This is a genomic window from Rhodococcus sp. BE178 (genome assembly GCF_050433545.1).
Classification (GTDB): Bacteria; Actinomycetota; Actinomycetes; order Mycobacteriales; family Mycobacteriaceae; genus Prescottella.
The window spans coordinates 115,366-137,731 of sequence record NZ_JBNPXA010000016.1 but is presented as its reverse complement, the minus strand read 5'-3'; the positions used below and the strand labels follow the sequence as shown (position 1 = coordinate 137,731).

Sequence of the window (22,366 nt, the reverse complement as noted above, 5' to 3'; positions counted from 1 at the left end):
GGGGGGGGGGTGTCCCTGATTTTTCGGCGGGGGGCCCGTTTGGGGGGGGTTTGTGGGGGGCCCGGTCGCCCCCCCCCCCCGGGGGGGGGGGGGGGGGGCCCCCGCCCCCCCCCCCCCCCGCCCCACTGGGTATCTCAGTGCGAGAAGGCCTGGGCGGCGTGTCCCGTACCGGCACTAAGACGTCCGATGACGTCCTTGATCGCGATGACGAGCTTCCAGGCCAGGTCTCGGCTGAAGCCTTCCCGTAGCACGATGCGAAGTACTGCGATGTCCTCGGCGTTCGCCGGCATCGTGTAGGCGGGAACCTGGAACCCGCGGGCCCTCAGTTCGTGCGAGATGTCGAAGACGGTGAATCCGGGATCGCCCACGACTTCGAAGGAGAGGACCGGAATGGCGCTTCCGTCGGTGATGATCTCCATGTTGTCGATCTTCGAGATCTCGCTGGACAGCATCAGCGCGGTGTCGCGCAGCGACTCCATGATCTGCGTGTAGCCGGCCACCCCGAGTCGGACGAAGTTGTAGTACTGTCCGACGACCTGGTTACCGGGCCTCGAGAAGTTCAGCGTGAACGTGGGCATGTCGCCGCCGAGGTAGTTGACCCGGAACACGAGGTCCTCCGGCAGGTGCTCCTTCGACCGCCACACGACGAATCCGATTCCCGGGTAGGTCATTCCGTACTTGTGGCCGCTGACGTTGATGGAGACGACGCGCGGAATCCGGAAGTCCCACTCCAGTTCGGGATGCAGGAACGGAACCACGAATCCGCCGCTCGCGGCGTCGACGTGCATGGGTACGTCCGGCCCGCCCGCGGCCGCCAGCTCGTCGAGTGTTGCGGCGATCTCGGCGACCGGCTCGAGCTCGCCGGTGAACGTCGTCCCGAGGATGGCCACCACACCGATGGTGTTCTCGTCGACCGCCTCGCGCACCTGCTCCGGCGTGATGACGTAGCGTCCCTTCTCCATCGGGAGGTACTTCGGCTCGACGTCGAAGTAGCGGCAGAACTTCTCCCACACCACCTGGACGTTGCTCCCGAGGACGAGGTTCGGGCGGTCCGTGTCCTTGCCGGCCGCCCGGCGCGCCTCCCGCCACCTCCACTTGAGCGCCAGGCCCGCGAGCATCACTGCCTCGGACGAGCCGACGGTCGAGACTCCGGTGGCCGAGGACGGATCGGAGTCCGAGAGTCCCTCAGCGTTGAACAGGGCGGCGACCATATTGACGCAGCGGGTTTCGATCTCGGCGGTCGCCGGGTACTCGTCCTTGTCGATCATGTTCTTGTCGAACGTCTCCGCCATCAGGCGGTCGGCCTGCGGATCCATCCATGTGGTCACGAAGGTCGCGAGATTCAGTCGCGAGCTACCGTCCAACATCAACTCGTCGTGGATGAACCGGTAGGCCGCCTCGGGCTCGGTCTCGGCCTTGGGCATTCGCAAGGCGGGAATCGGATCGGTTCCGAGTCGTCCCGTGTAAGCGGGTGCGAGTGTCTCAGTGGGAGCGGCAAAGTTGTTCGACATCTTCTCTCCTCCGATACTTCGAACGATCTGTGGGTGGAACTGGTCGCGCGTTGTGTGTCAGGAACTTGTTGTGTGTCAGGAACTTCCGGTGTCGGTCGAGGATCAGACCTCGATGGGTGGGTACAGGCGTTCCATCGTGTACCGCCGGTTGCGGCGGACCGAGAGGGCGCTGATGGTGAGGCTCACGAGCAGGATGCCGGTGAGCACCGCGATGGCGATCCACAGTCGCGAGTCGACGTGCTCACCGACGGTGAGCTGGCGAAGACCGTTCACCGTGTAGGTCATCGGGTCGAACGGATGAATGACCTGGAAGGGCGTCGCGGTCGTCGGGACAGGGTAGATGCCACCCGCCGACACGAGCTGGAGCATGAGGAAAGCCAGGGTGACCACGCGGCCGACAGCGACTCCGAACAGCGCGTTGAACGCCTGGATCATCGCGAGGTACGTCGCCGAGATCAGCATCAGGAACAGGATCGTGCCGGCGACGTGTTTGACGTCGAGCCCGACGCCGAAGTGCACGACCGTGTACATCACGACCACCTGCAGGATGCCGACCAGGAGCGCCGGCCAGTACGAGGCGAGCACGGTCCGGTACAGCCCGACGCCACCGACGGTGGGGCGGGACTGCAACGGGGTCAACAGCATCCAGGTGATGATGCCGCCGACGAAGAGCGCCAGCGACAGGAAGAACGGTGCGAAGCCGGTTCCGAAGGTCGGAGCCACGTTCGTGTACTCCTGCTGGAGCGCGACCGGAGTGGACAGTGTCTCGGCCGTGGCCGTGCGCTGCTCGTCGCTCCAGCTCGGCACCTGGCCGGCGCCCTGCTGCAGTGCCGAGGCAAGTTCCTTCGACCCGGACTGCAGCTGCTCGGTTCCGGCGGCGAGTTGGTCGGCGCCGCTGGCGAGCTGGAAGCTGCCGTCCGTAAGCTGCCCCATGCCCTGACTGAGCGTCGAGGCCCCGGAGCTGAGTTGGTCGGCACCGTTGCGTAGTTGCTGCACGTCGGACGCGAGTCCGCCGTTCTGCAGCATTGCCAGGCCGCTCTGCAGGGGGCTGTTCGGATCGGTCAGCTGGTACTCGAGCGCCTGCGCGTCGGAATGGAGCGCCTCGAGCTCCCCGCGGATGTCCGCCGCGGGTGCGGCCACGGCGCGGGTGAGCGGTGTGAGTGCGGCGACGGCCTGCTGCACGATCGGATCGGAACTGCGGTTCAGAACGCTGATCACCTGTTCGACCGCCTGGGCGGTCGGTGCCCGTGGTTGTTCGCTCGGGGCTCGGCTCGCGAGATCGGCCAGCGACTGGCGGAGCTGTGCGACTTGACCGCCGACGTCCGGCAACGCGCCCCCCTCGAGCGCGTTGAGTAGGGGGTCGGCGACGCCGTCGATAGCGGTTGCCAGCTGGGAGGCACCGGCGGCCAGGGCGTCCGAGCCGCTGCGCGCTGTGACCATGTTGTCGGCGAGGGTATGGGCGCCCGACGCGAGTTGGTCCGCGCCACTGTTCGCCTGGTCGATACCCGTGGCGAGTTGTTCGGCCCCGCCCGCCGCCTTCCCCAGTCCGGACCCGGCGCTCTGCAGACCGGTGAGGACCTGCCCCACGCCCTGCGCTCCGATCGTCGAATTGACCTGGTTGATCACCTGTTCCGACGCGTCCTGACCGATGATCGTCGCGAGATAGTTATTCGCGTCGTTGAAGGTGAAGATGAGATTCGCCTTCTCGGGGTGGTCGCCGTTCGGTGACGAGACCGCCGCGCTGAAGTTCTCCGGCAGGGTGATCGTGTAGTAGTACTTACCGTCCGAGAGGCCCTTCGCCGCGTCCTCCTGGGACACTTCCGCGAGGTCGAGTTGGCCGGAGGCGATCAGGGACTTCACGACCTGATCGCCGGCGTCGAGTTCCTGTCCGTCGGCGGTCTTGCCGGTGTCGATGTTGACGATCGCGGCCGGGATCTTGTCCACCGCTCCGAACGGATTCCAGAAGGCCCAGAGGTACATCGCGCCGTACAGCAGCGGCATGAGGATGATCGTGATGATGGCGATTCGCGGCATCGTGCCACGGAAGTAGCGCTTCGAATCGCTGCCCAGGGAAATGCCTGCAAGCATCGGCTACCTCGCCTCGGTCATGACGCCGATGTCTCCGGCGTTCAGAAGCTGGTGCAGGTCCACGACGGCGCGCACCGAACTACCCGGTGGGAGTGGGTTCACGTCGGCGGTGATCACGGACTGGTTCTGGCCCAGTGCCACAAGTCTTTCCAGAACCACGAGGCGCTCTTCGTCGTCGGCGATCTTGTCGATCCTGCCGACGACCAGCAGGGGAGGCTGCCGCGTGTTGGCCACGGCGATCCGCAGCAACAACTGCTGGATCTCGGGCAGGTCGTCGACGAACGCGTTGAGCGCCGGCAGTGGTACGTCGCCGAACACCTCGGCGCACATATCCTCGACACCGCTCGTCCCGACGCGCGGGACGAACCGGTACCACGGTGAGTCCCAACGCAGTTGTTCGGTGACGAGATCGCGCACGGTGACCGACGGGCGGACCTCGTCGAGTTCGTTGAGGCACGCGATGGTCGAGTTGCGGAACACCGCCATGGGTTTGTCCTCGAACCCGAGGACGGTGAGGGACCCGCCGGTCAGGCGCATCCGCCCGCACAGCGCCATCAACAGGGCCGTACGCGCAGCGCCGGCCGGTGCCGCGAGCACAGTCACCCCGCCGATGTCGATGTCGAGATCGAGCGGACCGAATACGTGACCCCACGGGCCGTGGAGTTCGATTGCTCTGGCGGACACCAAAGTTCCTGAGACCGGTTCCCACGAGGGTTGGTACCCCTCGATCTGTGTTTCGACCAATTCGCACTCCACATTCCCTCGTCGTTCGACGAACGGCGACGTGTTCGGTTGCTGTCCTTGACCCTTGCTGCTTTCGAAGCTGACGTCGGAGACGGCCGATCAAGCCGTCACAGGCTGTTCTTGACGACCTGACCGTCCTTGACGATCACCGACAGGTACTTCTCCGGGTCGGCCAGCACGCTCAGGTCCTCGAGTGGGTTGCCGTCCACGAGCAGTACGTCGGCCCAGGCCCCCTCCGCGACGACGCCGAAAGGGGCGTCACGGTACGGATCGCGTTCACCTGCGAGCCGGAACAACTGGGCGTTGCCGGAGGTCAGCATTCGCAGCGCCTCGACATTGCTGTAGAAATCGCCCAGTCTGGCTGCCATCTCGCTCTGTCGCTTCGCGAACTGCGGCTCGAGCAGCAGATCGGTGCCGAAGGCCACCTTCACCCCGTACTTCTTGGCCCAGCCGTAGATCCGGTCCACGCCACTGCAGATCTGGCGGTTCTTCTCGGCTCGGTCGGCGTCGGGGTAGTGGTGATCGTCCTCCGCGAAGGGCTGCATCGACAGCCAAACGTCGCGCTCCGCCATCAACTTGACCGTGGTCTCGTCGGACAGATGGCCGTGCTCGATCGACTTGACTCCGGCTTCGATCGCACGCCGGATGCCGGTGACGTTGTAGACATGGGTGGCGACGTAGGTGCCGTAGTCGGTTGCGGCGTTGACCCCCGCCCGTAGTTCGGCATCGGTGAACTGCACGGTGTACAGCGGGTCGTACGTCGAGGCGGCTCCGCCGCCGACCATCATCTTGATCTGGGAGGCGCCCTTCTTGAGCTGCTCGCGCACTGCGGCCAGGACTCGCTCCTCGCCGTCGGCGATTCGCATGAAACCGATTGTTTCCGAGCGATTCTCGGCACCGCCGAGAGCCGAGGGGGTGTCGTAGACGTTGCCGAAGTCGCCGTGACCGCTGGTCTGCGAGATCGCGGCCTGGCACGGGTAGATGCGCGGCCCGGGGAATTGGCCGCGGTCGATCGCGGACTTGATGCTCGAGGTGTCACCGGCCATGTCGCGGACCGCCGTGAACCCTCGCATCAGCATGTTCTTCGCTTCGGCGACGCCGTTGAGAGTGATGTGTCCCTCCGTGCCCATCAGGAGGTCGACGTACGAGTTGGCGTTACCGACCAGGTGGACGTGTGCATCGCTCATACCGGGCATCAACACCCGGCCGCCGCCGTCGATGACGACGGTCTCCCTGCCGGGATCATCCCCGACGGGGGAGGTCGACACGGCGGCGACCTTGTTGCCGTCGATCAGAACGTCCCCGTTGCTCAGCTCCGCTGATACGCCGTCGAACACCCGGACGTTACGAAACAGTAACCGCTTCTTGCTTTCCGGAAGAGTCGTCATACCTCGCAAAGCTAACAGCGGGTGCGCCGGGTCGCGCCGCGACGATCACCGTCGGGTCGGAATTAACCCCCTACTTCACCCGTTCTCGAGTTGTCGGTGGTGGTCCCGGTGACGGCCGAAAGAGGCTCGACAAGTGACGGTGCGACGCAAAGGATTCCAGGACCGGAACCGCCGATCCCGCTGCCTTCGACAATGCGTCGCGGCAGCGGGATCGGCGGTGGACCTGCGTCAGAGTGACTCGACAGGCTCCGGCGCGGGGCGACGTGGCTTACCGAGGAAGATGACGGACGCGGCAAAGAAGAACAGGGCGCCGACGAACGTGCCGGCGTTGGCGAGGGATGCGTCCTCGACGCTTCCCGACTGGGTGATGAACGCCCCCGCGGCCGAGAGGCCGAACGCGAGTGAACCGAGGGCGTTGAACCAGGCACTCTGCCAGTCGAGGGAGCGCGGAGCCCAGTAGTTCTTTGCGCGGACGAGCATCAGGATCGCCAGATAGCTGCTGATCAGGAACGCAATCGAGCCCTCCGCGTTCGGTGTCCACACCAGGTGCTTCTCGCCGGCGATGGTGTGGGCGTGCAGCGCGGCCCCGGTGCTGATGTTGAAGAGCACCGTGCCTAGGAACTGGGTCGCCGCGGCTAGCCATTCGGCGCGTATCGCGGGCTTGCCGGTATCCGTGTCCGTTGTCGTGGCGGCGCCGCTGAGCACCAACTGGATGAACGCGGCGTAGGTGAAGAACCAGGAGCCGACGAAGAAGGCCGTGTTGGCGGTGGCCGTTCCGAGGGCCGGCGCGAGTACCGGTGCGGAGCCGAGCGCGAAGAGCAGCGACCCGATCGTGAATCCCCACGATTGCATCCGCAGAGTCGGGTGAATCAGCATGTGCGGCAGTATAGGTCGCAAATCGTGACCATGCCGTGAAATCGGACGATCGAACCGCCGAAACGTCGATCGAATCAGCTTGCTGTGCAGGGTAAGACGATGGAGATGCGACGACCGTGACTACGTTCGTTGGGATTACGTTCATTCTCAGTTCATCAAGGTTGGCGGCGCATCCGCGTGCCCCGCCGGCCGCGGAACGAGTGGGCGCGGCTCCGTTCGCGGGTGCCGACCGGCTCGTGGCGACGTACCGTGGACGCATGAGCGGCTCGAACGTCACGGTGGTCGATCGCGGACCGCGCAGAATCGCCCGCCGGGTCACCGTCGACGCACCCGCCGCGACGGTCTTCGACCTGATCGCCGACCCGCGGCGCCACCACGAACTCGACGGGTCCGGGACCGTGCAGCACGCGGTGTCCGGGCCGGACCGCCTCGACGAAGGCTCCACCTTCACGGTCTCGATGAAGATGTACGGCGCGCCGTACCAGATCACGAGCCGGGTCATCGACTTCGAGGAGGGGCGTGTTGTCGAGTGGAAACACCCCCTCGGCCACCACTGGCGCTGGGAGTTCACGGAGACCACGGCCGGTCACACGGAGGTGACCGAGGTGTTCGACTATTCGATGGTGAGGTTCCCGCAGTGGGTGGAATGGATGGGGTTCCGCTCGAAGGACGAGCAGGGCATCACGGCGACCCTCGAGCAGTTGCGCGCGCGGTACGCCGACGGGTGACTCACGCCGGCGTGAAGTACGTCTCCCCGATCGCGAACATGCCCCGCTGCGGCAGCCAGAACCCGCCGAGCCGGGCCTGCTCCGGGAGGGGGCCCGGCAGTCCGACGTCGACGCCGTCGACCGTCGCCCGGCTGCGCTGCACCGCCCACAACCGGCGCGGATTGGCACGGAAGGAATACCCACTCGGAGTTTCCCCGGTCAGTCCGACCCGGCCCACGCCGAGCAGCGGACCGGCGACCCGGGACATCAGTGTCAGCACGCGGTCGTTGCGCCACAGTGCGGCGGGCATCAGTGATCCGGCGGCGGTCATCGCCCGGGTGGCGAGGGAACGGGTCAACATCATCGACCAGTCGATCGTGTCGCCGACGGTCACGCCGAACTCGTCCGGTCCGCTCCAGGTGATGGTGATGTCCGCGGTTCGAGATTCCGCCAATGCCCGGCCGAAGTAGCGCGGGCAGGAGGACTCCGGCGCTCCGTTGATGTACATGACCCACTGGCCGGCCGGGTTCCGGTGCCACACCGAGTCGTAGCCAGGGCCGATCGAGCTCGTAGGGAAGTGTCGGAGTGCGAGGTAGTGGCCGGTCGTGAACGGCAGGCCCATCACCGCGTATCCGGCGAACCGCTCGAACTCGTCGCCCGGTGGGAGATCGGGCAGTTGTTCGGCGAGGGTTCGCGGGCTGGTGCTCATGGTCGCTCCCGATGGTCGGCGGGCCGCCGACCGACGTCTGCGCCCGCACATGCTGCTCCCGTCAGCGTAGGCACAGAACGATCCCCGGCGGTAGGCCGTGAACCGCGCCTGTCACACCGCGGTGGCGAGGGCCGCCGCGGCGGTGAAGAACAGGGTCGCGAAGACGCGGCTCGTGACCTGTTGTTGACGCGGCGAACGCAGCACGCGGAGGACCCGCGCCGCGAGACCGGTGTATCCGGTCATGACGACGGTGTCCACGGCGACCATCGTGGCCGCCATGAGCGCGTACTGCGGGAACAGCGGTGCGGCGGGGTTCAGGAACTGCGGTAGCACCGCGAGCATGAAGACGATCGCCTTCGGGTTGCTGGAGTTGATCAGGAACGCCCGTAGCACCAGCCCCGCGGCGGTGGCTCGCTTGCTGTCCGGTTCGGCCTCGATCGGTGTCGGCGCCGAGCGCCACTGCCGCATGCCGAGATACGCGAGGTAGGCGACGCCGAACCACTTCACGATCAGGAACGCCGTCGTCGAGCCGGCGAGCAGGGCGCCGACGCCTGCCGCGACGATCGCGATCTGTAGCAGCAGCGCCAGCTGCAGGCCGAGGATGTTCCAGTAGCCGCGCAGGAAGCCGTGCCGGAGGCCAGCCGACATCGACGCGATCGCGCCGGCTCCTGGTGACAGGCTGATCACCCAGCTGGCGCCGAAAAATGCCAACCACATCTGCCACGACACGGGGGAGGAGCTTAGGCGCGCCCACGCCGTGGATCGGTGGCGGGTGTGGCTACGAGCCGCCCGACCCGGTGCCCGATCCGCTGCCCGACGAGCCACCGGTCAGGCAGCTGCCCGGAGGATCGACGAGCGAACAGAACGCCTTCGGCATCACCGGTGTGTAGTCCGCGGGCACGCCCCCGGCGGCGACGATGCCGCGGTACGTGTCGACGGCGTCGGTGGGGCGGCGGGTGAGCGCCGGGTCGGTGAGCGCGTCGACGGTGTACAGCCCGAACCGCGGACGGTACGAACCCCACTCGTAGTTGTCGGTGATCGACCAGTAGTTGTAGCCGATCACGTCGGCGCCGTCGCTGCGGGCCTGCTCGATCCAGTAGATGTGGTCACGCAGGTGATCCGAGCGGGTGTAGCCGTCCGGTCGTGGCTTGCCGTCGTCGGTGGGCATCCCGTTCTCCACGACGTACAGCGGCATGTCCGGCAGTTTGCGGTGATACGCCATGAGCGCGTGGTAGATCCCGTCCGGCTGCGGGACGACGTCGTAGAACTGGTCGGTGGCGGCGGCGATCGCGGAGATGTTGTCCAGCGAGAGCCCGTAGTAGTAGTCGATGCCGAGGAAGTCGAGCTTGTCGGTGACCCGGTCGACGAACAGGTTGTCGAGCAGCCCGAACGCGGCGGGGATGAACGCGAGATTGCTGCCGACCCGCGCCGTGGGATCGAGTTGGTGGATGCGGTCGTAGATCGTGCGATGGGCGCGTGTCATGCCGTCGAACATCTTGTGCACGTCGAGAAGTGAAATCCCCCCGAACGTCAGTTCACGCTGTGCGTAGGTGGTGGGCTCGTTGAACGTGATCCAGATGGCGCCGACGTCGCGGTAGCGGTTCACCACCTCCTCGGCGTTGACCAGCCAGTCGTCCACGGTGCGAGGATCCGCCCAGCCGCCCCGGTCGGCGATCCAACCCGGGTACACCCAGTGGTCGAGGGTGATCATCGGCGTCATCCCGTGGTCGCGGATCCGCCGGATCACGTCGTCGTAGTAGGCGAACTCGGTCTTGTCCCACTGGCCCGGATGTGGTTGCACCCGGGCCCATTCGATGCCGAAGCGGAACACGTCGACACCGAGCGCGGCCGCGTTGTCGATGTCCTCGGCGTAGCGGTGTCGGAAGTCGACCGCATCGCCGATCTCGTCGTGCGTCCTCCCGGAGGCCGAGTACCGCGACCAGTTGCTGTCGGGCGACGACCCCTCCGACTGGAACCCGGAGGTGGCCACGCCCCACAGGAAGTCGTCGCCGAGCGGTTGCGCCTGCGCAGTCGGCACGGCGAGGAGCGTGAGCGTGAGCGCGACGATCGCGGTGCGCAACGTTGCTTTCATGGGGGTCCTTCTCAGAAGACAGTGTCGACGTCGGTGGCGACCAGGGCGTCCATGCTGTGCTCGGCGAGCGCGGCGATCGTCATCGACGGATTGCACGCCCCGGTGGACCCGGGGATGCGGGCGCCGTCGAGGACGTAGAGCCCACGCTGCCCGTGCACCCGTCCGGCGTCGTCGCACACCGAGCCGAATGGGGCGCCGCCCAACGGGTGGAAGGTGTTGGTGTCGACGGCGTTCACGTCGATCGCCGACACTCCGAACCCGGCGCCGACGATCTGCTCGATCCGTGCGCGGATCGCGTCGGTCAGACCCCGGTCGAACGCTTGATTCCAGGTCAGCACCGCGTCGTCGCGGCCGGCGTCGTAGTGCCACGTACCGAGACCGTCCACGACGCCGTACCCGATCACCGACGTGGTGTGCAGATCCAGCGGGAACGGCACCGGGCCGAGCACGATCGTCAGCGCGCCGGCCGGGTTGTCCCAGTCCTTGACCCCGACGCACGCGGGTCCGCCCTGCCACGCACCGGGACTGTCCGTCGCGCGGGTGACCATGAAGATGCGGTCGCCGTTGTTGCCCCATCCGGTGCCGACACCGTCGGGGAGATCGGGGACCAGGTTCTTGGCCTTCGCCTTCACGAGCAGGCGTGTGGTGCCCGGCGATCCGGCCCCGAGGAACAGGGCGTCGGAGGTGATCCGCTTCCGCTCGAGCACCGTGCCGTCCCGTCCGATGCGGTCGCAGTGCACGATCCAGGAGCCGTCCGGGCCGCGTTCGATGTCGGCGACCCGATGCAGCGGCGCCACCTCGACCCGGCCGGTCGCCTCCGCGGCCGCGGCCGCGAGATACGTGACGTCCACGGAGAACTTGCCCCCATTGTTGACGCCGTAGATCAGGTCGCCGGTGGTGTACGACGGACGCATCTCGCCGCGCAGTTCCCGCCGCGCGAACTCCCAGTCGATCGGCATCGGGACCCGGAACGTGTGCAGGCCCTGTGCGTCCGCCATCTCCACGAACCGGCGCGACGAGCTGTACTGCGGACTGTTCAGCAGGTCGTCGGGGATCGTCGCGATCCGCAGCCTGCGGGCCACCCGCGGGTAGTACTCCGAATCCATCTGCGCGAAATCGATACGGGGCGAGACGCACCGGGCGAAGTTCTCGCCGTTCGGTTGCATCGTCATTCCGTGGTAGACCAGCGACCCACCGCCGACGCCGGCTCCGCACAGGATGTCCATGCCGTTACCGGGGATGCGCTCCATCAGTCCGGTGAACGGCGGGAACACGGCGGGCGGGGCGCCCGTCATCACCGGGTGCGGCTGCAGCCACGCCGAGCGCTGGTCGGGGGAGAGCATGCGCGGGAACGTCTCGGCGTTCGGCCCGGTGGGCCACCGGATGCCGCGCTCGAGGACGAGGGTGTCCACGCCGGCCTGTCCGAGGTGCATCGCCGCGATCGCACCGCCGAACCCGCTGCCGATCACCACTGCGCGGCGGCGTTCCTCGGTCACCGGTGTGCGTCGCGCCGGAGATGCTGCGGCCGGTGCGGCCGCGGCGGTCACGGCGAACGCTGCTCCTGCCGCGCCGCCGAGGAACGTGCGTCTTGTCACTCGCGGAACGGTCGGGCTCGGATCGGGGATCACGGCAGCTCCCTGCGTTGCGTTGTCGGATGCTGGGGTCGACGAGCTCTCGCAGGTGGGAACTCTAGGGTGGACACGTGTCCAGTGAGATGTCTTTCGGACAAAGCGCTGCTCAGGGGAGGCGCTCACCGCGAGCAGCGGGCCGTTCGGCGCGCGTGTGGGGCCGGAACGTAAGCAACTTGCACCCATCGCGGATAATCGGTGTAAACCCCTGTTCTCCAGAGAGGACCTCTCATGCTTGCCCGCACCGACCTTCGCGGTCGTACCCCTTCCACCGCTGAGCTTCGAGGCGCCCTGCCCCGTGGCGGAGTGGACGTGGACGCGGTGCTGCATCAGGTCCGTCCCGTCGTCGAGGCGATCCGTGACCGTGGCGCCGAAGCGGCGCTCGAATACAGCGAGAAGTTCGACGGCATCCGGCCGGGTACCGTCCGTGTGCCGCAGGCCGAGCTGGATCGCGCGCTCGCCGAACTCGACGCCGATGTCCGCGCCGCCCTCGAGGTCGCGATCGAGCGGACCCGCAAGGTGCACGCCGATCAGCGCCGCACCGACACCGTCACCGAGGTCGTGCCCGGCGGCACCGTCACCGAGCGGTGGGTCCCGGTCGAGCGGGTCGGCCTGTACGTGCCCGGTGGCAACGCCGTGTACCCGTCCAGCGTCGTGATGAACGTCGTCCCGGCGCAGGCCGCTGGTGTCGAGTCGCTCGTCGTCGCCTCCCCGCCGCAGGCCGCCTTCGGCGGTCTGCCGCACCCGACGATCCTCGCCGCGGCCGCGCTGCTCGGCGTCGACGAGGTGTGGGCCGTCGGCGGCGCCCAGGCCGTCGCCCTGCTCACCTACGGCGGCACCGACACCGACGGCGGTGAGCTGGCGCCGGTCGACCTCATCACCGGTCCCGGCAACATCTTCGTCACCGCCGCCAAGCGCCTGTGCCGCGGACTGGTCGGCATCGACGCCGAGGCCGGCCCCACCGAGATCGCGATCCTCGCCGACGGCACCGCCGACCCGATCCACGTCGCGGCCGACATGATCAGCCAGGCAGAGCACGACGTCATGGCCGCGAGCGTCCTGGTGACCACCAGCACCGACCTGGCCGACGCCGTCGACAAGGCGCTGGCCGCGCAACTCGAGCTCACCAAGCACCGTGAGCGGGTCGAGACGGCGCTGCGCGGCAGCCAGTCCGGCACGGTGCTGGTCGACGACATCGCGGCCGGGCTGAAGGTGGTCAACGCGTACGCCGCCGAGCACCTCGAGATCCAGACCGAGGACGCGTCCGCCGTCGCCGCCCAGGTGCGGTCCGCCGGAGCGATCTTCGTGGGTCCGTGGGCGCCGGTGAGCCTCGGCGACTACTGCGCAGGGTCCAACCACGTGCTGCCCACCGCCGGCTGCGCGCGGCACTCGTCGGGCCTGAGCGTCCAGACGTTCCTGCGCGGCATCCACGTGGTCGACTACTCCGAGGCGGCACTGAAAGATGTTGCCGGTCACGTCATCACGCTCGCCAACGCCGAGGACCTCCCGGCTCACGGCGAGGCCGTGCGTCTTCGGTTCGAGGCACTGAAGTGAGCGCCGGGGTCGTCCCCGGATCGGCCGTCGGCATCGACGATCTGCCCATCCGGGAGAGCCTTCGCGGTCAGTCTCCTTACGGCGCACCGCAGTTGACGGTTCCGGTGCAGCTCAACACCAACGAGAACCCGCACCCGCCGTCGAAGGCGCTCGTCGACGACGTCGCGGAGGCGGTCCGTGCCGCGGCTGCGGATCTGCACCGCTACCCGGACCGTGACGCGGTCGCGCTGCGCACGGACCTGGCCGCGTACATGACCCGCCAGACCGGAGTCTCGCTCGACGTGTCGAACCTGTGGGCCGCCAACGGTTCCAACGAGGTGCTGCAGCAGCTGCTGCAGGCGTTCGGCGGCCCGGGGCGCACCGCGGTCGGTTTCGTGCCGTCCTACTCGATGCACCCGCTGCTGGTCACCGGCACGCAGACCGAGTGGATTCCCGCGCCGCGGCGCGAGGACTTCTCGCTCGACGCGGAGACCGCGGTGCGGGTGATCGGCGAGCGCCGCCCCGACGTCGTGTTCGTCACCAGCCCCAACAACCCGACCGGGCACAGCATCGGCCTCGAGGACCTGAAGCAGATCCTGGCCGCCGCACCCGGGATCGTGATCGTGGACGAGGCGTACGCCGAGTTCTCGTCGATCCCGAGCGCGGTGAGCCTGATCGACGAGTTCCCCACCAAGCTCGTGGTGAGCCGGACGATGAGCAAGGCGTTCGCGTTCGCCGGTGGCCGGCTCGGATACCTCGTCGCGGCTCCGGCGTTCATCGACGCAATGCTGTTGGTGCGCTTGCCGTATCACCTGTCGGTGGTCACGCAGGCCGCCGCCCGCGCCGCGCTGCGGCACGCCGACGAGACCCTCGGCAGCGTCGCCGAGCTCGCGTCCGAGCGCGACCGGGTGAGCGCGGAGCTGTCGGCGATGGGCTACACCGTCGTCCCGAGCGACGCGAACTTCATCCTGTTCGGGCTCTTCGAGGACGCCGCCCGGACGTGGCAGCACTACCTCGACGAGGGCGTGCTGATCCGCGACGTCGGTATCCCGGGACATCTGCGTGCGACCATCGGCCTGGTTGCCGAGAACGACGAACTGCTGCGGGTCAGCAGGAAGCTTACTTCAACCGAGCTTGTTTCAACGGAAACGAAGGGATCCCGATGAGCGACCGGATCGCACGCGTCGAGCGGACCACCAAGGAATCGAGCATCGTCGTCGAACTCAACCTCGACGGCACCGGGAACGTCGCGGTATCGACAGGAATCCCGTTCTTCGACCACATGCTCACCGCCCTCGGCGCGCACGCCAGCTTCGACCTGAACGTGCAGGCCAAGGGAGACGTCGAGATCGACGCCCACCACACCGTCGAGGACACCTCGATCGTGCTCGGCCAGGCCCTCGGTCAGGCGCTGGGCGACAAGCGTGGCATCCGCCGTTTCGGTGACGCCTTCATCCCGATGGACGAGACCCTCGCACATGCCTCCGTCGACGTCTCCGGGCGTCCGTACTGCGTGCACACCGGCGAGCCGGAGCACATGCTGCACAGCGTGATCGGCGGCTACCCGGGTGTGCCGTACTCGACGGTGATCAACCGGCACGTGTTCGAGTCGATCGCCCTCAACGCGCGCATCGCGCTGCACGTGCGGGTGCTCTACGGCCGCGACCAGCACCACATCACCGAGGCGGAGTTCAAGGCCGTCGCCCGCGCACTGCGCGAGGCCGTCGAGCCGGATCCGCGGGTCACCGGCGTCCCGTCGACCAAGGGTGCGCTGTAGAACCATGAGCACTGTCTTCATCTATATCCTGTTCCTCGCAGCGGGCTTCGCCATCGGCGGCGCATACGCGATGTGGAAGGTGAACAAGTTGGCGTCGGGTGTCCTGGTTGCCCTAGCGGTGCTCGCGGCGGCGTCGGGGATCCTGCGGCTGATCTGATGCGCGAACTCCTGCGCACTCGCGGGGTCCTCGTAGCTCTCCTCATGGGCGCCACCACCTTCGGTGGTTGGACATTGCTGTTGCCGGTGGTCCCGTTGGCGATCGCCGACGCGGGTGGTTCGAGCACCGCGGCCGGAGCGTCGACGGCGGTGTTCATGGCCACCACGGTCGTGACGCAACTGCGTGTGCCGGCTCTGCTGCGCAACCGGGGATACCGTGCCGTGCTAGCCGTGGGCTGCGTACTGCTGGGACTGCCGTCGCTGGGCTTCCTCCTCAGCACCGCGACCGCGCCGGCGCTGGCGATCTCGGCGATCCGGGGCATCGGTTTCGGACTGGTGACGGTCGCGGGCATCGGGTTGCTGGCCGAGTTGGCGCCGCCCAACCTGTTGGGGCGGGTGACCGGCGCCAACGGAGTGGCGGTGGCGGCATCCCAGATGCTGGTGCTGCCACTGGGACTCGGCCTCTACCAGGCGGGGCACCATGCCGCGGTGTACCTGCTCGGCACGATCATCCCGTTGCTGTCCCTGGTGTCGATCTCACGGCTCCCGGTCGTCCCGAATCCCGGGATGCCGGCCGGGCGCAAGGGACTGCCGCTGAAGGTGCTGCTGGTGCCCTGCCTGTCGATGCTGGTGGTGGCGGCCACGTATGGCGGGGTGTCCTCGCTGCTTCCGATAGCCACCGAGAATCGCGCTGCCGTGGCCGGTTTCGCGCTGTCGGCCTCGGCCGGTGCGATGCTGCTCGGCCGCTACGGCGCCGGTGTGATCGCGGACCGGATCGGTGCGGGTCGGACCACCGTGCCGGCGCTGCTGACCGCGGCGGTGGGCACCACCCTGTTGGCGTTCGCGGTCGCCGGGCACGTCGGCGACATCGGATTGGTGGTCGGGGCGATGATCTTCGGGCTGGGCTTCGGTGCGGTGCAGAACGAGTCGCTGCTGGTGCTGCTCGCGTCGGCGGGCCGGGATCGGGTCGCGGCGGCCAGTGCCGCCTGGAACATCGCCTACGACGGCGGTACCGGTGTCGGTGCGCTGGCGCTGGGTGCGGTGGCGACGGCAGCGGGCTATCCGCCGGTGTTCGTGGTCGCCGCGGTGGCGGTCGCCGCCGTCGTCCCCGTGGCTACGATCGCCGCCCTGCGGGCCGATAGAGTTGGCACATGACCGCACGCAAGGTTGCTCTTCTCGATTACGGCTCCGGAAATCTGCATTCGGCCCAGCGCGCCCTCGCGCGGACCGGCGCGGAGATCGAGGTGACGTCGGACCCCAAGATCGCCCTCGCGGCGGACGGTCTGGTGGTGCCCGGTGTCGGCGCCTTCGCGGCGTGCATGGAGGGCCTTCTCGGCGTCCGCGGCGACCGAATCATCGGTCAGCGGCTCGCGGGCGGCCGGCCGGTTCTGGGTATCTGCGTCGGCATGCAGATCCTGTTCGAACGCGGCGTCGAGTTCGGCGTCGAGGCGGAGGGCTGCGGCGAATGGCCGGGCACCGTCGAGCGGCTCGAGGCCGACGTCCTGCCGCACATGGGCTGGAACACCGTCGACGCCCCCGAGGACAGCACGCTGTTCGCCGGCATGGACCCGGACACCCGCTTCTACTTCGTTCACTCGTACGGCGTGCGCACGTGGGAGCTGCCGCCGTCGGACATCATCGCCCCGCCCAAGCTGACGTGGGCCGAGCACGGCGACCGGTTCCTCGCGGCTGTCGAGAACGGCGCGCTGTCGGCCACCCAGTTCCACCCCGAGAAGTCCGGCGACGCCGGCGCACAGCTGCTGGAGAACTGGGTCCGCGCCCTGTGACCCGCTCCCCGGGTGAGGACTCGGGCGCGGAGCTGTCCATCGCGCGGCTCGCGCTCGCAGCGATGGGCGCGGCGACGACCGTGCTGGTCGTCGTCACGGTAGTGATCGTGGCGCTGCGGCCGGGGCCGGTCGGAGGGCTCGTCATCGCACTCGTCGGGGTCGCCGCCGCGATCACGGCGATGGGCGTTGTTTCCAAACGATTGGTCCGTCGATCGTTCGGGCCGGAGGCCGACGGCACCGACCGTCGATCGTGACGCCGCGACAGTGCCGACCGTGCTTTCGGTCGCAGCGGAGCCAGGCACTAGAGTGGGCGCAGTGAGCCTGGTCCTTTTGCCTGCTGTAGATGTCGCCAACGGTGAAGCTGTTCGCCTTGTTCAGGGAGAGGCGGGGAGCGAGACCAGTTATGGTGCGCCCCGCGACGCAGCCCTCGCGTGGCAGAACGACGGTGCCGAGTGGGTGCATCTGGTCGATCTCGATGCCGCTTTCGGTCGCGGCTCCAACCGTGAGCTGCTCGCCGCCGTGGTCGGCGAGCTCGACGTCAAGGTCGAGCTGTCCGGTGGTATCCGTGACGACGACACCCTCGAGGCCGCTCTCGCGACCGGCTGCGCCCGCGTCAACCTCGGCACCGCTGCCGTGGAGAACCCGGACTGGTGCGCCCGCGCCATCGCCAAGCACGGTGAGCGCATCGCCGTCGGCCTCGACGTCAAGCTGATCGACGGCGACTACCGCCTCCGCGGCCGTGGCTGGGTGTCCGACGGCGGCGACCTGTGGGAGGTCCTCGAGCGCCTCAACCGCGACGGTTGCTCGCGCTACGTCGTCACCGACGTGAGCAAGGACGGAACCCTCACGGGCCCGAACCTCGAGCTGCTGAGCCAGGTCTGCGCGGCCACCGACGCGCCGGTCGTCGCGTCGGGTGGTGTCTCCACGATCGCCGATCTCGAGGCCATCGCCGGTCTGGTCGGCGAGGGTGTCGAGGGCTCGATCGTCGGAAAGGCGCTCTACGCAGGACGATTCACGCTTCCCGAGGCCCTCGCCGCGGTTTCGCGGTAGGAGCTTTTGACGCTATGAGCCTGTCCCGGGATCCGCTCGAGCTGCTCGCCATCGCGAGCGATGTCCTCGACGGGGCCCGGGACCGGTTCGTCGCGGGTCTGGGTGCCCCGAGCGCGGTGCGTAAGGGCCCCAAGGACTTTGCGACTGCAGTCGATCTCGAGCTGGAGAAGTCGGTGTCCGCGGAGCTCGAGCGCCGCACCGGCATCGAGGTCCACGGTGAGGAGTTCGGCGGGCCGGAACTCACCGACGGCGACGTCTGGATTCTCGATCCGATCGACGGCACGTTCAACTACTCGGCCGGCCTCCCGACGGCGGGCATGCTGCTCGCGCTGCTGCGCGACGGCGTACCCGTTCTGGGGCTGACGTGGCTGCCGCTGACCGGGGAACGGTTCGCTGCCGCCGTGGGCGGCCCGGTCACCCGCAACGGGCTCGCGCTGCCGCCGCTCGAACGCAGTGCCCTGTCCGACGCGATGATCGGATTCGGTGCGTTCAACATCGACAGCCGCGGCCGGATCCCGGGGACGTATCGGTTCGAACTGCTCGGTCAGCTCAGCCGCGCGTCGTCGCGGCTCCGGATGCACGGATCGACGGGCGCCGACCTCGCCTACACCGCTGCCGGAATTCTCGGCGGCGCGGTCGTGTTCGGTCACCACGTGTGGGACAACGCGGCCGGCGTCGCGCTGGTGCGGGCGGCCGGTGGCGTCGTGACGGATCTGCGCGGCGACGACTGGCACGTCGGATCGCGATCGGTGCTTGCCGCCGCGCCCGGTGTGCACGGCGAACTGCTCGATATTCTCCACTCTCTGGGCGACCCGGAGAATCGGCCTGAAGGAGGCCCACAACAATGACTTTGGCTGTTCGAGTGATTCCCTGCCTCGATGTCGACGCGGGCCGTGTCGTGAAGGGCGTGAACTTCGAGAACCTGCGTGACGCAGGCGATCCCGTCGAGCTCGCGGCGACCTACGACGCGCAGGGCGCCGACGAGTTGACGTTCCTCGACGTCACCGCGTCCAGCGGCGACCGGGGCACCATGCTCGACGTCGTCACTCGCACTGCCGAGCAGGTGTTCATCCCGCTCACCGTCGGTGGCGGCGTGCGCACCGTCGAGGACGTCGACCGCCTGCTGCGCGCCGGCGCCGACAAGGTCAGCGTCAACACCGCCGCGATCGCCCGCCCGGAGGTGCTGCGGGAGATGTCGGAGCGGTTCGGCTCGCAGTGCATCGTGCTGTCGGTCGACGCCCGTACGGTCCCGGTGGGGCAGGAGCCGACGCCGTCGGGCTGGGAGGTCACCACTCACGGCGGCAAGCGCGGCACCGGCATCGACGCCGTCGAGTGGGCGATCCGCGGCGCCGAGCTGGGCGTGGGGGAGATCCTGCTCAACTCGATGGACGCCGACGGCACCAAGGCCGGCTTCGACCTGAAGATGATCCGCGCCGTCCGCGCGGCGGTACACGTGCCGGTGATCGCCAGCGGTGGCGCGGGCGCCGTCGAACACTTCGCGCCCGCCGTCGAGGCCGGCGCCGACGCGGTCCTCGCGGCCAGCGTGTTCCACTTCGGAGACATGACGATCGGGGACGTCAAGGCGTCCATGCGTGCAGAAGGGATCACCGTCCGATGAGTCTCGATCCGTCGATCGCCGCCCGCCTCAAGCGCAACGAGGCCGGCCTGTTCAGTGCTGTCGCCCAGGAGAAGTCGACCGGCGACGTCCTGATGGTCGCGTGGATGGACGACGAGGCCCTCGCGCGCACCCTGGAGACCCGCAAGGGCACCTACTACTCGCGGTCGCGCCAGCAGTACTGGGTCAAGGGCGAGACGTCCGGCCACACGCAGTACGTGCACGAGGTACGCCTGGACTGCGACGGCGACTCCGTGCTGCTGATCGTCGATCAGGAGGGCGCGGCGTGCCACACCGGCACGCACACCTGCTTCGACACCGACGTGCTTCTCGCTGCCGAGGCCTGACCGCCCGACGGGGCTCTCACCGTCGGGACGTTCCGGCCGGCGCATCGATCCGTCTGCGGCGTCACGGTAGCCCGTTACCGCCGCGCAGCGCGGCCGCGAGCACTTCCGCACTGTGCAGGGGGCGCGCTCCGGGTTCGAGATCCCGGATCTGGGTGCGACAGCTGAAACCGTCGGCGACGACCAGCGTGCCCGGGTCGGCCTGCCGGACCGCGGGCATCAGTTTGTCCTCCGCGCACGCGACGGAGACGTCGTAGTGCCCGGCCTCGAACCCGAAGTTGCCGGCCAGCCCGCAGCAGCCCGCGTCGAGGACCTCGACGTCCACGCCGGCGGTGACCAGCGCGTCGCGGTCATGGGTGTAGCCGAGCACGGCGTGCTGGTGGCAGTGCTGTTGGACGAGCGCTGCGCGGGGCAGCTGCGGTGGCCGCCAGTCGGGCGCATGCCGGGCCAGCACTTCGCCGAGCGTGTGCGTCTGCTGCGCGAGCCGGCGGGCGTCCTCGTCGCCCGGCAGCAGGTCGGTGAGGTCCGAGCGGAACACGGCCGCGCAGCTCGGTTCGAGCACGACGACCGGGGTACCGACCCGTAAATGCGGGCCGAGCACGTCGAGGGTGCGGTGCAGGACCCGAACGGCGACGCCGAGCTGACCGGTCGATATCCAGGTCAAGCCGCAGCACACCGTCCGGTCGGGGACCTCGACATCGAATCCCGCGGCGTGCAGCACCGCGGCGGCGGCATGCGCGATGTGCGGGTCGAAGTTGTTGTCGAAGGTGTCGGGCCACAGCACGACTCGCCCGCGGCAGCCACCGGTGGGTTCGGGACGATATGCCTCGGTGAAGCGGGACGGCGCGAACGAGGGGAGGGGGCGCCGGGGGTTGACACCGGCGGCGCGGGCGGCGACCCGGGAGAGGCCCGGCGCGTGGGCGAGCGCATTCACCGCGCGCGGCGCCGCGGCGGCCGCACGGGACCACAGCGGCAGCCATCCCATCGAGTATTGGGACAGCGGACGCGGCCGGTTCCGGTAGTGGTGGTAGAGGAACTCGGCCTTGTAGGTGGCCATGTCGACGCTGACGGGGCAGTCCCGTTTGCATCCCTTGCAGGCCAGGCACAGATCCAGGGCGTCGCGGACCGCGGCCGAGCGCCAGCCGTCGGTGATGACGTCCCCCTCGACCATCTCGAACAGAAGCCGTGCCCGGCCGCGGGTGGAGTGCTCCTCCTCGCCGGTGGCCCGGTAGCTGGGGCACATCACGCCGGATTCGTGGCCCCGGCACTTACCGACACCGACGCACCGCGCCGCGGCCCGGCTGAAGCCGTGGTCGTCCTCACCGTAGGTGAACCGCGTCGCCGGTTCCCACGGTAGGTAGGCCGAGCCCTGCCGCAGGTGTGCGTCGAGCGCATCGGGATGAACGACCTTGCCCGGGTTCATCCGATTGCCCGGATCGAACAGGGCCTTCATCTCGCCGAAGCCGCGAACGAGTCGCTCGCCGAACATGATCGGCAGGAGTTCGCCGCGGGACTGGCCGTCACCGTGTTCGCCGGAGAGCGAGCCGCCGTAGCGGACCACCGGGCGGGCGCTGTCCTCGGCGAACCGGCGGTAGCGGTCCACCCCGTCGGCGGTGCGGAGGTCGAACGGGATCCGGGTGTGCACGCACCCCTGGCCGAAATGCCCATACAGCGAAGCGGTTCCGTAGTCGTACCGATCCAGGAGGTCGCGGAAGTCGCGGAGGTAGTCGCCGAGTCGGTCGGGCGGGACCGCGGCGTCCTCCCAGCCCTCGTGGGTCTCGGGTTCGTGCGGCGGGTACGCGGTGGCGCCCAACCCGGTCTCCCGCGCCTCCCACACCTGCTTCTTGTGGGCGGGGTCGTCGAGGATCCTGGTGCGGTCGGTCAGGTTCCGCGCGGCGTCCTCGACGAGGTCGCGCGCCTTCCCGTCCGCCTCGTCCTGGGTGTCGCCGTCCACCTGGATCAGCAGCCACGAGTTCCCGTCCGGTAACTCGCGCAACGCCTTCTCGGCCAGGTGCCGGCTGTGCTCGAGTTGGACGAGACGGTGGTCGATGCCCTCGAGCGCGGACGGCTGGTGGCGGAGGACGGCGGGGACCGCATCCGCTGCCACCGTGATGTCGTCGAAGCCGAGCGCGACGAGCGCGTTCGCCGGTGGCCGCCGGACCAGTTGCAGCTCGACGCGGAGCACTGTCACCAGCGTGCTCTCGCTGCCCACGAGTGCCTTCGCCACGTGGAATCTGTTCTCCGGCAACAGTGAATCGAGGTTGTACCCCGACACCCGGCGCGGAATGTCGGGGTAGCGGGCCCGCACGTCGTCGCAACCGAGAGATACCCGGAGCCCGCGCCGATATCGAGAACGCGGGT

General features: G+C 68.5%; 21 protein-coding genes and 1 pseudogene. 12 read left to right on the top strand and 10 right to left on the bottom strand.

The window, feature by feature from the left end:
* Positions 1 to 134: 134 nt before the first annotated feature.
* The 5 genes from J2X34_RS23795 to J2X34_RS23775 all read right to left on the bottom strand — a co-directional run bounded on the left by J2X34_RS23795 (position 135) and on the right by J2X34_RS23775 (position 6,607).
* Positions 135 to 1,511 carry a glutamate decarboxylase gene (locus tag J2X34_RS23795; RefSeq protein WP_174910679.1) on the bottom strand — a complete coding sequence of 459 codons (1,377 nt, stop codon included), beginning with the start codon at positions 1,509 to 1,511 and terminating at the stop codon, positions 135 to 137.
* Between the two features lie 102 nt (positions 1,512 to 1,613).
* Positions 1,614 to 3,599: a YhgE/Pip domain-containing protein gene (locus tag J2X34_RS23790; RefSeq protein ID WP_114722772.1), complete on the bottom strand. Its 1,986-nt coding sequence runs from the start codon at positions 3,597 to 3,599 to the stop codon at positions 1,614 to 1,616.
* Between the two features lie 3 nt (positions 3,600 to 3,602).
* A complete protein-coding gene (locus tag J2X34_RS23785) occupies positions 3,603 to 4,283 on the bottom strand; it encodes a hypothetical protein (protein ID WP_429519934.1) in 681 nt (226 codons plus the stop codon).
* Positions 4,284 to 4,450: 167 nt separating this feature from the next.
* Positions 4,451 to 5,731 carry a metal-dependent hydrolase family protein gene (locus J2X34_RS23780; protein ID WP_114722773.1) on the bottom strand — a complete coding sequence of 427 codons (1,281 nt, stop codon included), beginning with the start codon at positions 5,729 to 5,731 and terminating at the stop codon, positions 4,451 to 4,453.
* 228 nt (positions 5,732 to 5,959) lie between these two features.
* A complete protein-coding gene (locus tag J2X34_RS23775; protein WP_114722774.1) occupies positions 5,960 to 6,607 on the bottom strand; it encodes a hypothetical protein in 648 nt (215 codons plus the stop codon).
* A gap of 257 nt (positions 6,608 to 6,864) precedes the next feature.
* Here J2X34_RS23775 and J2X34_RS23770 point away from each other — a divergent pair, with 257 nt between their 5' ends.
* Complete coding sequence (locus tag J2X34_RS23770) at positions 6,865 to 7,335, top strand: SRPBCC family protein (protein ID WP_174910677.1); 471 nt, start codon at positions 6,865 to 6,867, stop codon at positions 7,333 to 7,335.
* A 1-nt stretch (position 7,336) separates the two neighbouring features.
* On the opposite strand, the gene J2X34_RS23765 is transcribed toward J2X34_RS23770, so the two are convergent.
* The 4 genes from J2X34_RS23765 to J2X34_RS23750 form a co-directional block, all read right to left on the bottom strand.
* A complete protein-coding gene (locus J2X34_RS23765) occupies positions 7,337 to 8,023 on the bottom strand; it encodes a hypothetical protein (RefSeq protein WP_114722776.1) in 687 nt (228 codons plus the stop codon).
* Between the two features lie 111 nt (positions 8,024 to 8,134).
* A complete protein-coding gene (locus tag J2X34_RS23760; RefSeq protein ID WP_114722777.1) occupies positions 8,135 to 8,752 on the bottom strand; it encodes a LysE family transporter in 618 nt (205 codons plus the stop codon).
* A 49-nt stretch (positions 8,753 to 8,801) separates the two neighbouring features.
* Positions 8,802 to 10,115 carry a glycoside hydrolase family 1 protein gene (locus tag J2X34_RS23755; RefSeq protein WP_114722778.1) on the bottom strand — a complete coding sequence of 438 codons (1,314 nt, stop codon included), beginning with the start codon at positions 10,113 to 10,115 and terminating at the stop codon, positions 8,802 to 8,804.
* An 11-nt stretch (positions 10,116 to 10,126) separates the two neighbouring features.
* Positions 10,127 to 11,710: a GMC oxidoreductase gene (locus J2X34_RS23750; protein WP_429519933.1), complete on the bottom strand. Its 1,584-nt coding sequence runs from the start codon at positions 11,708 to 11,710 to the stop codon at positions 10,127 to 10,129.
* A gap of 264 nt (positions 11,711 to 11,974) precedes the next feature.
* Between J2X34_RS23750 and hisD the strand changes: the two genes are divergently transcribed.
* The 11 genes from hisD (at position 11,975) to hisI (ending at position 20,008) form a co-directional block, all read left to right on the top strand.
* Entirely contained in the window at positions 11,975 to 13,297 is a 1,323-nt protein-coding gene (gene hisD / locus J2X34_RS23745; RefSeq protein ID WP_114722780.1) for a histidinol dehydrogenase, read from the top strand.
* Positions 13,294 to 14,442: a histidinol-phosphate transaminase gene (locus tag J2X34_RS23740; protein ID WP_114722781.1), complete on the top strand. Its 1,149-nt coding sequence runs from the start codon at positions 13,294 to 13,296 to the stop codon at positions 14,440 to 14,442. The genes hisD and J2X34_RS23740 overlap by 4 nt, the downstream gene beginning before the upstream one ends.
* A complete protein-coding gene (hisB, locus tag J2X34_RS23735) occupies positions 14,439 to 15,053 on the top strand; it encodes an imidazoleglycerol-phosphate dehydratase HisB (protein WP_114722782.1) in 615 nt (204 codons plus the stop codon). The genes J2X34_RS23740 and hisB overlap by 4 nt, the downstream gene beginning before the upstream one ends.
* 4 nt (positions 15,054 to 15,057) lie before the next feature.
* The gene (locus J2X34_RS23730) at positions 15,058 to 15,210 is read left to right on the top strand and encodes a hypothetical protein (protein WP_174910659.1); all 153 of its coding nucleotides are present in this window, start codon (positions 15,058 to 15,060) and stop codon (positions 15,208 to 15,210) included.
* The gene (locus J2X34_RS23725; protein ID WP_114722783.1) at positions 15,210 to 16,364 is read left to right on the top strand and encodes an MFS transporter; all 1,155 of its coding nucleotides are present in this window, start codon (positions 15,210 to 15,212) and stop codon (positions 16,362 to 16,364) included. The genes J2X34_RS23730 and J2X34_RS23725 overlap by 1 nt, the downstream gene beginning before the upstream one ends.
* Positions 16,361 to 16,996 carry an imidazole glycerol phosphate synthase subunit HisH gene (hisH, locus tag J2X34_RS23720; protein ID WP_114722784.1) on the top strand — a complete coding sequence of 212 codons (636 nt, stop codon included), beginning with the start codon at positions 16,361 to 16,363 and terminating at the stop codon, positions 16,994 to 16,996. Before J2X34_RS23725 ends, hisH begins: the two co-directional genes overlap by 4 nt.
* Entirely contained in the window at positions 16,993 to 17,250 is a 258-nt protein-coding gene (locus J2X34_RS23715; protein ID WP_114722785.1) for a hypothetical protein, read from the top strand. The genes hisH and J2X34_RS23715 overlap by 4 nt, the downstream gene beginning before the upstream one ends.
* 61 nt (positions 17,251 to 17,311) lie before the next feature.
* A complete protein-coding gene (gene priA, locus J2X34_RS23710) occupies positions 17,312 to 18,046 on the top strand; it encodes a bifunctional 1-(5-phosphoribosyl)-5-((5-phosphoribosylamino)methylideneamino)imidazole-4-carboxamide isomerase/phosphoribosylanthranilate isomerase PriA (RefSeq protein ID WP_114722786.1) in 735 nt (244 codons plus the stop codon).
* A gap of 14 nt (positions 18,047 to 18,060) precedes the next feature.
* A complete protein-coding gene (locus tag J2X34_RS23705; protein ID WP_114722787.1) occupies positions 18,061 to 18,894 on the top strand; it encodes an inositol monophosphatase family protein in 834 nt (277 codons plus the stop codon).
* Entirely contained in the window at positions 18,891 to 19,664 is a 774-nt protein-coding gene (gene hisF, locus J2X34_RS23700; RefSeq protein ID WP_114722788.1) for an imidazole glycerol phosphate synthase subunit HisF, read from the top strand. The genes J2X34_RS23705 and hisF overlap by 4 nt, the downstream gene beginning before the upstream one ends.
* A complete protein-coding gene (gene hisI / locus J2X34_RS23695) occupies positions 19,661 to 20,008 on the top strand; it encodes a phosphoribosyl-AMP cyclohydrolase (RefSeq protein ID WP_114722789.1) in 348 nt (115 codons plus the stop codon). The genes hisF and hisI overlap by 4 nt, the downstream gene beginning before the upstream one ends.
* A gap of 61 nt (positions 20,009 to 20,069) precedes the next feature.
* Here hisI and J2X34_RS23690 read toward each other — a convergent pair.
* Positions 20,070 to 22,319: pseudogene (locus tag J2X34_RS23690) on the bottom strand (FAD-binding and (Fe-S)-binding domain-containing protein); the annotation flags it as partial.
* Positions 22,320 to 22,366 lie beyond the last annotated feature (47 nt).